Genomic DNA, 13451 nt, shown 5'->3' on the forward strand with positions numbered 1-13451 from the left:
GTACCAATCTTTCAAATAATTCTCAAGCATTTCTAAATTATTTCTAAAGTTTTTTAAGGAGAGATATTCTAAAAATTCCAGCCCTATAGGGGAATTATTGGAAATTTTTATGTATGTTATTCATTTAAAGTGCATGATATAATAGAACAAAAGAACATGTAATCGATTTCATTTTAAATAGAAGCTATGAATTTCAATCAGGGGGGAATGAGTGAATAAACGGGAGATTAAATTACTCAACTGTCTACTAACTAGTCAGAGAGAATATATGAATGGCTCTGAATTGGCAGAACAGCTAGCAATTTCAGAGAAAACGCTTCGTAAAATCATCAAAGACTTTAATGATTGTTTTTATCACATGGCAGAAATTCAATCTTTACAAGGGAAAGGTTATCGTTTGTTGATTCAAGATGAACAAGTATTCTACGAAGTACTTCAGAAAGAACAAACCTTGGCTACAAGTTTTGAAGATGTAACGCGTATTGAAGAGGAGGAAGATAGAAAACATTATATCTTCTATCAACTCTTTTTCCAAGAACGGTCTTTAGTGACAAACGACTTGATGGAAGAGCTTTATATTAGCCAGTCTAGCTTATCCAAGCTTCTGACTTCTATCAGAGAAAAATTAGCGACCTACCGATTATCTTTGGAAAAATATTCAGGAAAACTTGTTGTTTTGGGGGATGAAAGAGATCAGCGACGCTTTATGATCGATTATTTTCTGTCAAAGCAAATCGAACAATTTTCCTTACAGCATTTAACAGATTTAAGTCTTTTTAATCAGTTGGATGTAAAGGAATTGTATGATATTGTCTTAGAAGTGAGCTGGGAGGAACAAATTTATTTATCAGACTACTCTTTAATGAATTTACTTATTCATTTGGCTTTGGCTATTAAACGTTTAAAAGATGGACATCGTTTAGAAATTTTACGATTAGATAGTAATGAAGCTCAGAAAAAAGCAGAAGCAGTTTCGCAGAAAATTATTAAGCAAATTAAGGGAAGGGTTGGTATTGCTTTACCGCCAGAAGAAGCATCTTATATCGCACTGCATTTGCTTGGTAAGGGGAGTAGTGCTGTGGCACAATCGTTGTATCCAGTAGATGTGGATAAAGTAATTGAGATGGCTTTGAAAAGTTTAAACAAGGAGTTTCCTGGTCTGCTTTCTTTAAATGATGAAATTTTACAAAAAGGACTGAAGGAGCATTTTGGACCGTTGCTATTTCGATTGAAAAATGGAATTCAGCTGACGAATCCTCTGTATGAGCAATTATCAAGGGATTATTCAGAATTAATTATGATAACAAAAAAGACGTTTCAAGATTTACCTTTGTTTAAGAAATATTCGGTTTCTGATCATGAATGGTCTTATATTGTGTTACACCTTCTAGCAGCAATGGAGCGAAAACAAAAACAACCTTTCGTAAAGGTACTAGTCGTTTGTGCGACAGGCATCGGCAGTGCTCAGGTGTTAAAAAATCGCTTGGAGAGTCGTTTTAGTAATCGGATGAGAATTGTAGACTGCATTAGTTTTCATGAGATGTCTCAGTACCCTCTGGAAAAGATTGATTTAATCATTTCTTCGATTGATTTGACGGGTACTTTTTTTCCTAAACCGGTTATTCATGTCAGCGTCTTGCTAAATGAAAATGATATTATCTGTTTAGAGGAATATCTTGGCTCTTCTAAGCAATCGAGAGATTCGGCTTGTGCCAATAATCGAATAGTCCTTCATCAGGCATTTGAACATTGTTTTTCACCTAAAAAATTTTTAATAATTCAGCATCAGCTTAAGAAAGAAGATGTTATTAAAAAAATGATTGCATGTCTTGCTAGCGATAATCATTTAGAATTTCAAGAAGAAATGTTGAGACAGATTCATTTAAGAGATGAGATGGGGACGGTTGCTTTTAGCCGTTACTTAGCTATTCCTCATCCTGCTAGATCGCTTTCTCATCATGAAGAAATTGTTGTTGCAATCTGCACAGAGGGGATATATTGGGATGATGAGCATCCTGATATAAAGTTACTTTTCTTGATTTCACCTTCAAAATGGAAGAATCAGCAAATACGTCACTTATCGCAACCCATCGCGCATTTTGTACAAGATGAAGAAGCTCAGAGGAAACTGTTAGAAAATCCCACATTAAATTATTTCAAAAAAATATTACTTAGATAATGGAGGAAAATTATGATAACAATTATGTTAGTTTGTAATGCCGGTATGTCTACCAGCTTACTAGTGACAAAAATGGAGAAGGCTGCAGAAAATAAGGGGATAGAGGCCACTATTTTTGCTGTCCCAGTATCTGAAGTTGAAGGTGAAATGTCAAGCAAGAAAATTGATGTTTTATTAATTGGACCTCAAGTGCGGTTTATGTTAGATGAATATCAAGAAAAGTATGGAGACACAACAAAAGTAAGTGATATCAATATGGCTGATTATGGAATTATGAATGGTGAAAAAGTGTTTGCTAGTGCCATGCAGTTATTGGAGGGATGATATGAATGAAGATTCTGGACTAATGGAAGGCATCATGCAGTTAATTATGTATGGTGGCGATGCAAAAGGAAAGGCAGTTGAGGCTATTCGTGCTGCGAAGAAATTTGATTTTGATGTTGCCAAAGCCAAATTGATAGAAGCCAATCAATCCTTGAGTCAAGCGCATCATGCTCAGACAAACATGTTAACACAAGAGGCTCGTGGAGATAGTATTGAGGTTACTCTTTTAATGGTCCATGGGCAAGACCATTTGATGAATGCAATTACCTTTATTGATTTGGCTAAAGAAGTTATCGATGTTTATAAAAAATTACAAGAAAGGAGTGCTTGAGTAAATGGAAGTATCTGAACGTTTTGCCGGATGTGCAAGCAATGTATATCAAACATTACTTGACTTATTTAAGCAGGATTACCAAGAGTCAACAGGCAAAAAAATAGTAGACAGTCAAATTCGAAATGGACTTCACTATCAAAAAAAGTTCGGAAAAAGAAACGAAAATTCGGTACGTGTCACTGTTGGAGAGATGATTAGCAATCATCAATATTCTGTTGCTATATCTTCAAATAGAGGTGTTCAGTGGTTAACTTATCTATGTGAAGATACTGGGATAAATGAAGTTCGTATTACATATTTGGAAGAATATTTGCCAGAAGGTAAGCTCAATGGCTGGAATTATAAATTTATGTTGCCTTTTATGAAAAAGAATTTGGAGAAGCGTATGCGACTTCAAATTAGAAAATTAGCGGAATTTGCAAAAAATAAGGAGGTTCAATAATGATGAACAGTTTTATGAAAATTGCTGGTAAAATAGGAGCGCAGAAGCATTTAGTAGCGATTCGTGATGCTTTTGTGGCTATGTTACCCTTAACGATGGCCGGTTCAGTTGCCGTTTTACTTAATGTATTCTTCAGAGACATTCCAAACAACTTGGGATGGACTAGCTTTTCAGAAGCTATGAAACCATTAATTGAATTAAATGGTTATGTTTATTTCGGAACGATTGCTGTTATGGCACTAATTTTTGCTTTTGCACTTGGTTATAATCGCGCTCAACATGAGAAGGTTAATCCGATTGCAGGTGGTCTAGTAGCATTTGGTGCCTTTGTGGCAACTATTCCACAAACTGTAAAAATCATTACAGAGCTTGCAGGAGTAGACAAGACTGTCATTGAAGCTTTGAAAAAACTTGGATTAACTCTTTTACAAGAAGGTGGAAAAACAAATTTAGAAACCTCTCAGTGGGGGGCTATTACAACTGCATACGCAGGAGCTACAGGTTTGTTTACAGCTGTTTTCATTGGCCTAATTTCTTCTGAAATTTATTGTTTCTTAATGAATAAAAAATTGATTATTAAGATGCCTGAAAATGTGCCACCTGCTGTTAATAAAGCTTTTGCTGCTATTATTCCAGGGACAATTGCAATTTACGTATCAGCTCTTCTTGGTTATTTACCAGCGATACTTGCGCATATTCCATTAAATGACCTTATTTCGAGCTATGTCCAAAAGCCATTGATGGGATTATCACAAGGTTTAGGTAGTGTCGTCTTATTGTCCTTCCTAGTCCAGCTTTTCTGGTTCTTTGGATTGCACGGCCACAATGTACTGGGCCCTGTATTAGATGGTATTTATTTGCCGGCTTTATTTGAAAATACAGCTGCTTATGAAGCAAGTAGAAGTGTAGAGCATTTGCCATATATCTGGACAAGGGGATCATTTGACGCATATGCTCAAATGGGTGGTTCAGGTGTAACGATTGCGCTTATTATTGCCATTTTTATCTTCTCTAAGAGAAAAGAATACCGTACAGTAGCACAACTTTCTGCTCCAATGGGAGTATTTAATATTAACGAACCAGTCACTTTTGGTATTCCAATGGTGTTGAATCCACTCTTTGCAATTCCATGGTTGATTGTACCACCAATTTGTTGTGCGATTGCTTATTTAGCGACAGTTTCAGGCTTGATTCCACCGGTTTACCAACAAATTCCATGGATTACTCCTCCAGGTCTTTATGCTTTTTTAGCAACAGGAGGTAATATCATGGCTGCTTTGGTATCACTTTTCAATATTTTTGTAGCCTTTCTAATTTGGACACCGTTTGTCATTGCTGCCAATAAAGTAGAGGCAGTTGAGGATTGAGGAGCCTATCCTAAAGTAGAATAATAGAAGAAAAAGAGTGAGTAGAACTAAATGAAATAACTATTTAGTTTACTTCACTCTTTTTTTAATGTTATATATAATTTTTAACTATACCAATCCATGACTTTTAAAAATAGATGTTTATTTACAAGGGGTTGGCTAGGTTTATAAAAATAGGTATAGTTTAAAACTATATGAAATGCACTTAAATTCCAATTATACAGAGGGCTTCTTTTTTGCTAAGATAAAATCAAGAAAAATTTTGGAGGGCGCTTATGTCAACGACTATCATTGGTTTCCCACGTTTGGGTGAATTCCGCGAATTAAAATTTACAACAGAAAAATACTTTAGACATGAAATCTCAGCAGAAGAGCTTTTGGCTGTGGCCAAAGAGCTACGTGCTAAACACTGGAATATTGTTAAGGAAAAAGGAATCTCTGAGATTCCGTCAAATGACTTTTCTCATTATGACAATGTGCTGGATGCGGCCTTTCTCTTTAACGTGGTGCCGTCATCTGTGCAAGGGTTGGAGTTGACTGCCTTGGAGCGTTATTTTGCCTTGGCTCGTGGCTATCAGGGAGAAAAAGGGGATGTCCGTGCCCTTCCGATGAAGAAATGGTTCAACACCAACTACCACTATATCGTTCCTAAATTTGAAAAAGAAACCCAAGTCAAACTGACTGGCCATAAAATTTTTGATGAATTTGCTGAAGCTAAAGAGTTGGGCTTGGTGCCCCGTCCAGTTGTGGTTGGCCCATTCACCCTTTTGCAAGTATCTGACTTTGAAGATGGTGTAGCGCCGGCTGACTTTGTAGATGCACTTGTTGCAGCTTATCAAGAAGTTTTTGCAAAATTAGCAGAGCTAGGTGCAGAGCGTATCCAGCTGGATGAGCCAAGTCTGGTCAAAGACCTATCAGCTGAAGAAAAAGCTCTCTTCTTGGACCTTTATAAGAAGCTTTTGGCTGACAAAAAAGGTCTTGAAGTCTTGCTTCAAACATACTTCGGTGACGTTCGTGATATCTATGCAGACCTTGTACAGCTGCCAGTAGATGCGATTGGTTTGGACTTCGTTGAAGGTAAGAAAACACTTGAGCTTGTCAAAGGTGGCTTCCCAGCTGACAAGACTCTCTATGCAGGTATCATCAATGGTAAGAACATCTGGCGCAACAATTACGAAAAGAGCTTGGCTATTCTTGAGCAAATCCCAGCTGAAAACATCGTATTGACAAGCTCATGCTCACTTCTTCATGTGCCATTTACAACTGCTAATGAAGAATTTGAACCAGCAATTTTGAATCACTTTGCCTTTGCAGTTGAAAAATTGGAAGAACTTCGTGACTTGGATGCTATCCGCAATGGACAAGGTGCAGAAGCTCTTGCAACCAACAAAGAACTCTTTGCGACGGAGCGTGTGGGTGAAAATGCGGAACTTCGTGCTCGAATCGCTGGCTTGACAGACGCTGACTACACTCGTTTGCCAGCCTTTGCAGAACGCGAAGCTATCCAAGAAGAAGCCTTCAAACTTCCAGCCCTTCCTACAACAACTATTGGTTCATTCCCTCAAACAAAGGAAGTTCGTGCCAAACGCTTGGCCTTCCGTAAGGGTGAATTGTCAGTAGAAGACTATGACAAGTTCTTGGCAGAGCAAATTGATGAATGGATAAAGTGGCAAGAAGAAGTTGGCTTTGACGTGCTGGTGCACGGTGAGTTCGAGCGTAACGACATGGTTGAGTACTTCGGTCAAAACTTGTCAGGTTACCTCTTCTCTAAGAATGGTTGGGTACAATCATACGGTATGCGTGGGGTGAAACCACCAATCATCTGGGGCGATGTCACTCGTCTCAACCCAATCACTGTCAAGTGGTCTAGCTACGCACAAAGCCGTACTGACAAACCTGTCAAAGGTATGTTGACTGGACCGGTTACTATCCTCAACTGGTCATTCCCACGTGAAGACATCTCTATCAAGGATTCAACTCTTCAAATCGCACTTGCCATCAAGGACGAAGTACTTGACCTTGAAGCTGCTGGCGTGAAGATTATCCAAATCGATGAGGCTGCTCTTCGTGAGAAATTGCCACTCCGTCGTAGCGACTGGTATGAAGACTACCTTGACTGGGCAATCCCTGCCTTCCGCTTGGTACACTCTACAGTAGCGCCAGACACTCAAATCCACACTCACATGTGTTACTCAGAATTTACAGATATCATCCCAGCTATCGACAACATGGATGCGGACGTTATTTCCTTTGAAGCAAGCCGTTCAAACCTTGAAATCTTGGATGAACTCAAAGCGAAAAACTTCCAAACAGAAGTGGGACCTGGTGTTTACGATATCCACTCACCACGTGTGCCGAACGAAGGCGAAATCGACCACACCATCGAAGCTATTCTTGCCAAAGTACCAAGTAAGAAAGTTTGGATCAACCCTGACTGTGGTTTGAAAACACGCGGTATTCCAGAAACAAAAGCTAGCTTGGTGCGTTTAGTTGAAGCAGCCAAAGCAGCTAGACAGAAATTGTAAGATTCATAGCTAACCCTATAAAAGTAAGTAATGTTTGGTTGAGCTAAGATTAGAAAGGAACTCGTTTGTTATGACTCGTCATACTCCCTCTCTTTCATTTGAGGTATTTCCTCCAAATCCAGCAGCAGGCAATGAAAAAATTGTGAAGGCTCTTAGGGAAATGCAAGATATTGCTCCTCATTTTATAAGTGTGACGGCTAGCAATAATAAGTTTAATATTGAGGAAACGACGGTTCGCTTGGCAGACTTTATCTATAATGATTTGAGGATTCCTACCATAGCTCACTTACCTGCAGTTTATTTAACGAAGGAAATGGTATCGACTATTTTACATGCCTTGGATAAGGTTGGCGTGCACAATATTTTAGCTTTACGCGGGGATATTTTCCCGGATGCAGCACCGAAAAATGATTTCAAATATGCAACGGATTTAATTGAGTATATCAAGGAAGAAGCTCCGCATTTTGATATTATTGGTGCTTGCTATCCAGAAGGTCACCCCAATTCGCCAGACTGCGTGTCGGATATTAAAAATTTGAAAAAGAAAGTAGATGCAGGCTGTTCCAGTCTTGTTACACAGCTCTTTTTCGATAATGAACGTTTCTATAATTTCCAAGAAAAATGTGTCCTAGCCGGGATTGACGTTCCGATTCATGCAGGGATTATGCCAGTCTTAAATAGAAATCAGGCCTTGCGTTTGCTTAAAACATGTGAAAATATTGAATTACCAAGAAAGTTTCGAGCTATCTTGGACAAGTATGAGCATGATCCAGAATCGCTTCGATCGGCTGGATTAGCTTACGCGATTGATCAGATTGTTGATTTAGTAACGCAGGATGTGGCTGGAATCCATCTCTATACAATGAATAATGCAGCGACTGCCCATCATATTTACCAAGCAACCCATACATTTTTTGCGAAATAATAAAAGACTCTATCTTGCCCTATTTCCTTTCTTAAACGTTGAAATAGGCATCAGATAGAGTTTTGATTTTTTAGCAATCCTATTCAGGTAGAATCGAGGAATAGCAAGCTTGTAAAGTTTGGACTTGTATTTTAGGCTTCATGTGATAAATTCTTTGCTAAATATTTCAAAAAGTATGGTAAAATGATAAAGTAGGAGTTTTAAATTCATTTAAAGGACTTCTTAGTGAATAGCACTTGAGTGATTAAAATTCACGCTTTTATTCGGTGAGAAAAAAGTAAGGGGGAGAAATGGCTGTAACCAGTTCTATTTTTATCCTTTTACATGAGAATGATTGAGGCAATCATCAAGGTGTTGATTCATATCAGGGGTTAGTCTTTACTAAATATCCCAAAATAGAAAAGCGAGGAAAACATGACAACAGATTATAATTCTAAAGCTTATTTAGACAAAGTTGACGCTTGGTGGCGTGCGGCTAACTATATTTCAGCGGCTCAAATGTACCTGAAAGACAATCCACTTTTGAAGCGAGAAGTGGTAGCAAATGATCTGAAAGCACACCCAATTGGACACTGGGGAACAGTACCAGGACAAAACTTTATTTATGCTCACTTAAATCGGGCGATTAATAAATATGATCTAGATATGTTCTACATTGAAGGGCCAGGTCACGGTGGTCAGGTGATGGTTTCAAACTCATACCTTGACGGTTCATACACAGAGTTAAATCCAAATATCCCTCAAAATGAAGAAGGATTCAAACATTTATGTAAGATTTTCTCATTCCCAGGTGGTATTGCTTCTCACGCAGCGCCTGAAACACCAGGTTCTATCCACGAAGGTGGAGAACTAGGTTATGCTTTATCTCACGCAGCAGGAGCTATTTTGGACAATCCGGATGTGATTGCAGCAACTGTTATTGGTGATGGTGAGGGAGAAACAGGTCCATTGATGGCAGGTTGGTTGTCGAATACCTTTATTAATCCTGTTAACGATGGTGCAGTGTTACCAATCTTCTATCTGAATGGTGGTAAGATTCATAACCCTACTATCTTCGATCGTAAAACAGATGAAGAATTGGCTCTATTTTTTGAAGGTTTGGGCTGGAAGCCGATTTTTGCTGATGTGACTGCTATTTCAGATAATCATGAAGCAGCTCATGCACTTTTTGCAGCTAAATTGGACGAAGCAATCGAAGAAATCAAGAAAGTACAGGTAGAAGCTCGCAAAGGTTCAGCTGAAGAAGCAACTCAAGCAGTTTTCCCTGTATTGATTGCACGTATTCCAAAAGGTTGGACTGGACCTAAGTCATGGGAAGGCACGCCAATTGAGGGTGGTTTCCGTGCTCACCAAGTACCAATTCCAGTAGATTCGCATCATATGGAGCATGTTGACGCTCTGCTTGACTGGTTGCAATCTTACCGCCCAGAAGAATTGTTTGACGAATCTGGTAAAATCTTACCAGAAATTGCAGCAATTGCTCCAAAAGGTGACCGTCGTATGGCGATGAACCCAATCACCAATGCGGGTGTCATCAAGCCGATGAATACTGCTGATTGGAAGAAACATGCTCTGAAATTTGAAACACCAGGTGAAATCATGGCTCAAGACATGATTGAGTTTGGTAAATATGCTGCTGATTTGGTAGATGCTAACCCAGATAACTTCCGTATCTTTGGTCCAGACGAAACGAAATCAAATCGTCTACAAGAAGTCTTCACTCGTACCAACCGTCAATGGCTAGGTCGAATGAGACCTGAATATGATGAAGCGTTAAGCCCAGTGGGACGTGTCATTGATTCTCAGTTGTCAGAGCATCAAGCAGAAGGAATGTTGGAAGGTTATGTTTTAACAGGTCGTCATGGCTTCTTTGCTTCTTACGAATCATTCCTGCGTGTTGTCGACTCTATGATTACACAGCACTTCAAGTGGTTGCGTAAGTCTAAAACTCATACAACATGGCGTAAGAACTATCCAGCTCTGAACTTAATTGCGACGTCTACTGTATTCCAACAAGATCATAATGGTTACACTCACCAAGATCCAGGCATCTTGACTCACTTAGCAGAGAAGACTCCAGAGTACATCCGTGAGTATTTGCCAGCTGATACAAATAGTTTGTTGGCTGTTATGGACAAAGCGCTTAAAGCAGAAGATAAGATTAACTTGATTGTCACTTCAAAACACCCACGTCCGCAATTCTATTCAGCTGCAGAAGCAGAAGAATTGGTACGTGAAGGTTATAAGGTTATCGACTGGGCTTCAACTGTGTCTAACAATGAAGAGCCAGATGTTGTCTTTGCAGCAGCGGGAACTGAGCCAAACTTAGAAGCTCTTGCGGCAGTATCTATTCTCCACAAGGCCTTCCCAGATCTTAAGATTCGCTTTGTCAATGTAGTTGATATCTTGAAACTTCGCCATCCATCTGTAGATGCGCGTGGACTTTCAGATGAAGAATTTGACAAAGTCTTCACAACTAATAAGCCAGTCATCTTTGCTTTCCATGGCTATGAAGGAATGATTCGTGACATCTTCTTCAATCGTCACAACCACAACCTCCGTGTTCACGGTTACCGTGAAAATGGAGATATTACGACTCCGTTTGATATGCGCGTTATGTCAGAATTGGATCGCTTCCACTTGGCTCAAGATGCAGCAAATGCAGCACTTGGTGCAGCAGCGGCTGGATTCTCTGCTAAAATGGATGAAACAGTGGCTTACCATAATGCATACATTCGTGAGAATGGTGATGATATCCCAGAAGTTCACAACTGGAAATGGGAAAATATTAATAAATAAACATAAAAGGCTTGGAATGAAAATTCCAGCCTTTTTGTTATTTGCATAATATTAGAGATGAGCGGAAGGGGTTTGAGTTCCAGTACTTGAACTTTCGGTTACCCATACGCTTCTAGTGAATAACATTGAAATAATAGCTAAGGTAAGAAAGCCAAGGCTAGTATAGATATAGGGCTGATCCAGCGTCGTGGAACGTCCAGATAGATTAACAATGCCTCGGAAAAGGACGCCCGCCGTGAGAGTAGCAACTGCTGAGTTCCAGAGGTTGAGGCTGAGCCGAGAGAGGTTGGGAATGATCTTGAGAATGATCAATAGAAGAAGGCCTCCAACCAAAGGAACTGCATAGAGATAGTGCATATAGATAGAGGTTTCGCCAAAGCTGAAAGACTCATAGATACGGCTAAAGGCAAAGAAGAAGATACTTAAGAGAGTATAGACAAGAGCTGTCTTTTTGAAACGTTTTTTGCTTGGATTAGTAACCGATGTAGACAATATCGCTCACCGCCCTTTCTGAAATATTTCCGTTGGTCGTTGGTTTATTGATTACCTGACCATTGAAGTAGAGTGTAGAAGATCCGCCACCGTCAAGGTTATAAGCTGTTTTGACACCATATGATTTCATGACTTCGGCTAACTCATAGAGGGATAGTCCCTGACTTTCTGAGGTTCGGCCATCTGACACAATAATGATATAGTGGTTTTCATCGATAATACCGATAGCTGTACGGGGGTTGGAAGCCATGGATTGACCGACTTCAGAGTTGGTATTTACGACAATTTCACCATTTTCAACTAAAGATGGACCAAAGGCAAGAAGATTTACAACTCCATCTTTCACTAGCTGTTCTGCAGATGTTTCATCCTCATAAATGATCTTAAAGGAGCCGTCCTTGTAAATCGCCAAATCACCATTACTGGAGTCTTCTCGGACAGTATCACGGTAGACAACCCCGTTGCGGATAACATAGCCAGTAGAGTTAGCCCCGTAGTAGTCACCGTTGACAGCTAAAATAGCATTGTTGTTGGCGGCAGTGACTGATGTTTTGGCAGTGACATTGGTTCCATAAGTGTTTTGAGCCAAAGCAGTTTTTAGATATTCAGCAGAGCTGACCGTTATATCAGCAATATAAACCTGGGTATTGCTGACTGTTTTTTCCGTTAGTGTAATGGAGATATTATCGTCGCTGTAGCTAGTATCAGACGTGCTGACATTGGTTGCAGTTGTACTGGTGCTACTGCTTGTAGTGTTGGCTTTGACAGTTGTGATGGACTCTGATAAGACAAAGGTCTTGAGCATGGAGTAGCTAAAGGATGCAGTCAACAATAAGCCAAAAAGACTAGCATAGGCGTAAGATTTTTTAAAATTTTCATGATATAGGATGCGTCCTTTCTTTAAAAACGAATTTCTTTTGAATGAACCAAGAGAGAGAAAATAGTAGTATGCCAACCAGAATTTTGATGAGTAAGAGATTGCCATTAAAGATAGTGTAGAAAAGTCTGATGAGGGCAGTATCTAGGATAAATAAGCCTATAGCTAGTCCTAAATAGCTACTTCCCGTTTTCAATAGACTATCTTCATTTTTAAAGACGAGCTTTTTATTAGTTGAATAGTTAAAGACGGAGCTTGTGACACGAGCAATTCCATTAGCCAGGAGAATCCGAAGAGTAATCGGAACAGCAACTAGAAAGAGTAGGGCGATAGCGTAGACCAGATAGTCCACAATAAAGCTACTCAGTGAAGATAAGGCGAACTTAAACATATCCTTGTAAATCATCAGGCCATCTTGAATGGGTCTAAAATGAGAAGTTTTATTATCATCGATGTAGATTGTTTCGATAGGCACTTCTACAATGGGATAGACTTTACAGGCTTGTAGGAGTATATTCATTTCGTATTCGTAGCGTTGTCCTTCTATGGAGAGCATAAATGGAAGCATATTACTGGTAAAGGCACGAAGGCCGGTCTGGGTATCCGAAACAGCAACGCCGGTTTGTTGTTTAAAGAGCAGACGGGTCAAACTATTTCCGAATCGGCTTCGTAGTGGGACCTTTCCGGTAAATGCTCGTGCCCCTAAGATTAATTTCTGAGGTTGCTCTTGAGCACAGTTGGCAACTCTGAGAATATCCCAAAGTTTATGCTGCCCATCTGCATCTGCTGTGACAACGATACCGTAATCATTTTGAGACTGGATGTAGTGGAAAGCTGTTTTAAGAGCTTGCCCTTTTCCCTGATTGGTAGAGTGATGTAAGACTGTGGCATAGTGTGACGCTTGCTCGAAGATTCGATTACATGAGGCAGAGCTACCATCATTGATTACAATTAAATTAAAATCGCTTTTTTCACGAACTTTTTTAAGTAGGCGGATGAGATTGAAATCTGGTTCATAAGCAGGAATAACGAGATAGTCCATAAACAGTACCTCTTTCTTAGATGTTTAGTAGATAGTATATAGACTGCTCCTTAAAGCTAACTGATATCAGTTAGCTTTAAGTTTGGTTTAATATTTGTTTAAGGAAAAATATACAAAAACACCCTAGAAATTAGAGTCTCTATCT

General features: G+C 39.4%; 11 protein-coding genes. 8 read left to right on the forward strand and 3 right to left on the reverse strand.

What is annotated here, in order from left to right; translation table 11 throughout:
* Window positions 1-211: 211 nt before the first annotated feature.
* The 8 genes from HMPREF9182_RS07555 to HMPREF9182_RS07590 all read left to right on the forward strand — a co-directional run bounded on the left by HMPREF9182_RS07555 (window position 212) and on the right by HMPREF9182_RS07590 (window position 10895).
* The gene (locus HMPREF9182_RS07555; protein ID WP_009755094.1) at window positions 212-2179 is read left to right on the forward strand and encodes a PRD domain-containing protein; all 1968 of its coding nucleotides are present in this window, start codon (window positions 212-214) and stop codon (window positions 2177-2179) included.
* A gap of 12 nt (window positions 2180-2191) precedes the next feature.
* Window positions 2192-2503, forward strand: a complete 312-nt coding sequence (locus HMPREF9182_RS07560) for a PTS sugar transporter subunit IIB (protein WP_009443682.1) — start codon at window positions 2192-2194, stop codon at window positions 2501-2503.
* 1 nt (window position 2504) lies between these two features.
* A complete protein-coding gene (locus HMPREF9182_RS07565; RefSeq protein WP_009754945.1) occupies window positions 2505-2834 on the forward strand; it encodes a PTS lactose/cellobiose transporter subunit IIA in 330 nt (109 codons plus the stop codon).
* A 4-nt stretch (window positions 2835-2838) separates the two neighbouring features.
* Window positions 2839-3279, forward strand: coding sequence for a DUF3284 domain-containing protein (locus HMPREF9182_RS09630; RefSeq protein WP_009443508.1), 441 nt, complete (start codon window positions 2839-2841; stop codon window positions 3277-3279).
* Window positions 3279-4646, forward strand: coding sequence for a PTS sugar transporter subunit IIC (locus HMPREF9182_RS07575; RefSeq protein ID WP_009754875.1), 1368 nt, complete (start codon window positions 3279-3281; stop codon window positions 4644-4646). Before HMPREF9182_RS09630 ends, HMPREF9182_RS07575 begins: the two co-directional genes overlap by 1 nt.
* 275 nt (window positions 4647-4921) lie before the next feature.
* The gene (metE, locus tag HMPREF9182_RS07580) at window positions 4922-7171 is read left to right on the forward strand and encodes a 5-methyltetrahydropteroyltriglutamate--homocysteine S-methyltransferase (RefSeq protein WP_009443313.1); all 2250 of its coding nucleotides are present in this window, start codon (window positions 4922-4924) and stop codon (window positions 7169-7171) included.
* 70 nt (window positions 7172-7241) lie between these two features.
* A complete protein-coding gene (gene metF, locus HMPREF9182_RS07585) occupies window positions 7242-8096 on the forward strand; it encodes a methylenetetrahydrofolate reductase [NAD(P)H] (protein ID WP_009754575.1) in 855 nt (284 codons plus the stop codon).
* 414 nt (window positions 8097-8510) lie between these two features.
* Window positions 8511-10895: a phosphoketolase family protein gene (locus HMPREF9182_RS07590; RefSeq protein ID WP_009754781.1), complete on the forward strand. Its 2385-nt coding sequence runs from the start codon at window positions 8511-8513 to the stop codon at window positions 10893-10895.
* A gap of 51 nt (window positions 10896-10946) precedes the next feature.
* Here the strand turns inward: HMPREF9182_RS07590 and HMPREF9182_RS07595 are convergent, their stop codons facing one another.
* The 3 genes from HMPREF9182_RS07595 to HMPREF9182_RS07605 form a co-directional block, all read right to left on the reverse strand.
* Window positions 10947-11387: a hypothetical protein gene (locus tag HMPREF9182_RS07595; RefSeq protein WP_009443581.1), complete on the reverse strand. Its 441-nt coding sequence runs from the start codon at window positions 11385-11387 to the stop codon at window positions 10947-10949.
* On the reverse strand, window positions 11368-12192 hold the full coding sequence (locus HMPREF9182_RS07600) for a phosphodiester glycosidase family protein (RefSeq protein ID WP_009754864.1): 825 nt from the start codon (window positions 12190-12192) through the stop codon (window positions 11368-11370). The genes HMPREF9182_RS07595 and HMPREF9182_RS07600 overlap by 20 nt, the downstream gene beginning before the upstream one ends.
* A 70-nt stretch (window positions 12193-12262) precedes the next feature.
* Window positions 12263-13312 carry a bifunctional glycosyltransferase family 2/GtrA family protein gene (locus HMPREF9182_RS07605; protein WP_128080252.1) on the reverse strand — a complete coding sequence of 350 codons (1050 nt, stop codon included), beginning with the start codon at window positions 13310-13312 and terminating at the stop codon, window positions 12263-12265.
* Window positions 13313-13451 lie beyond the last annotated feature (139 nt).

The sequence above is a fragment of the Streptococcus sp. oral taxon 056 str. F0418 genome, assembly GCF_000220065.1.
Classification (GTDB): domain Bacteria; phylum Bacillota; class Bacilli; order Lactobacillales; family Streptococcaceae; genus Streptococcus.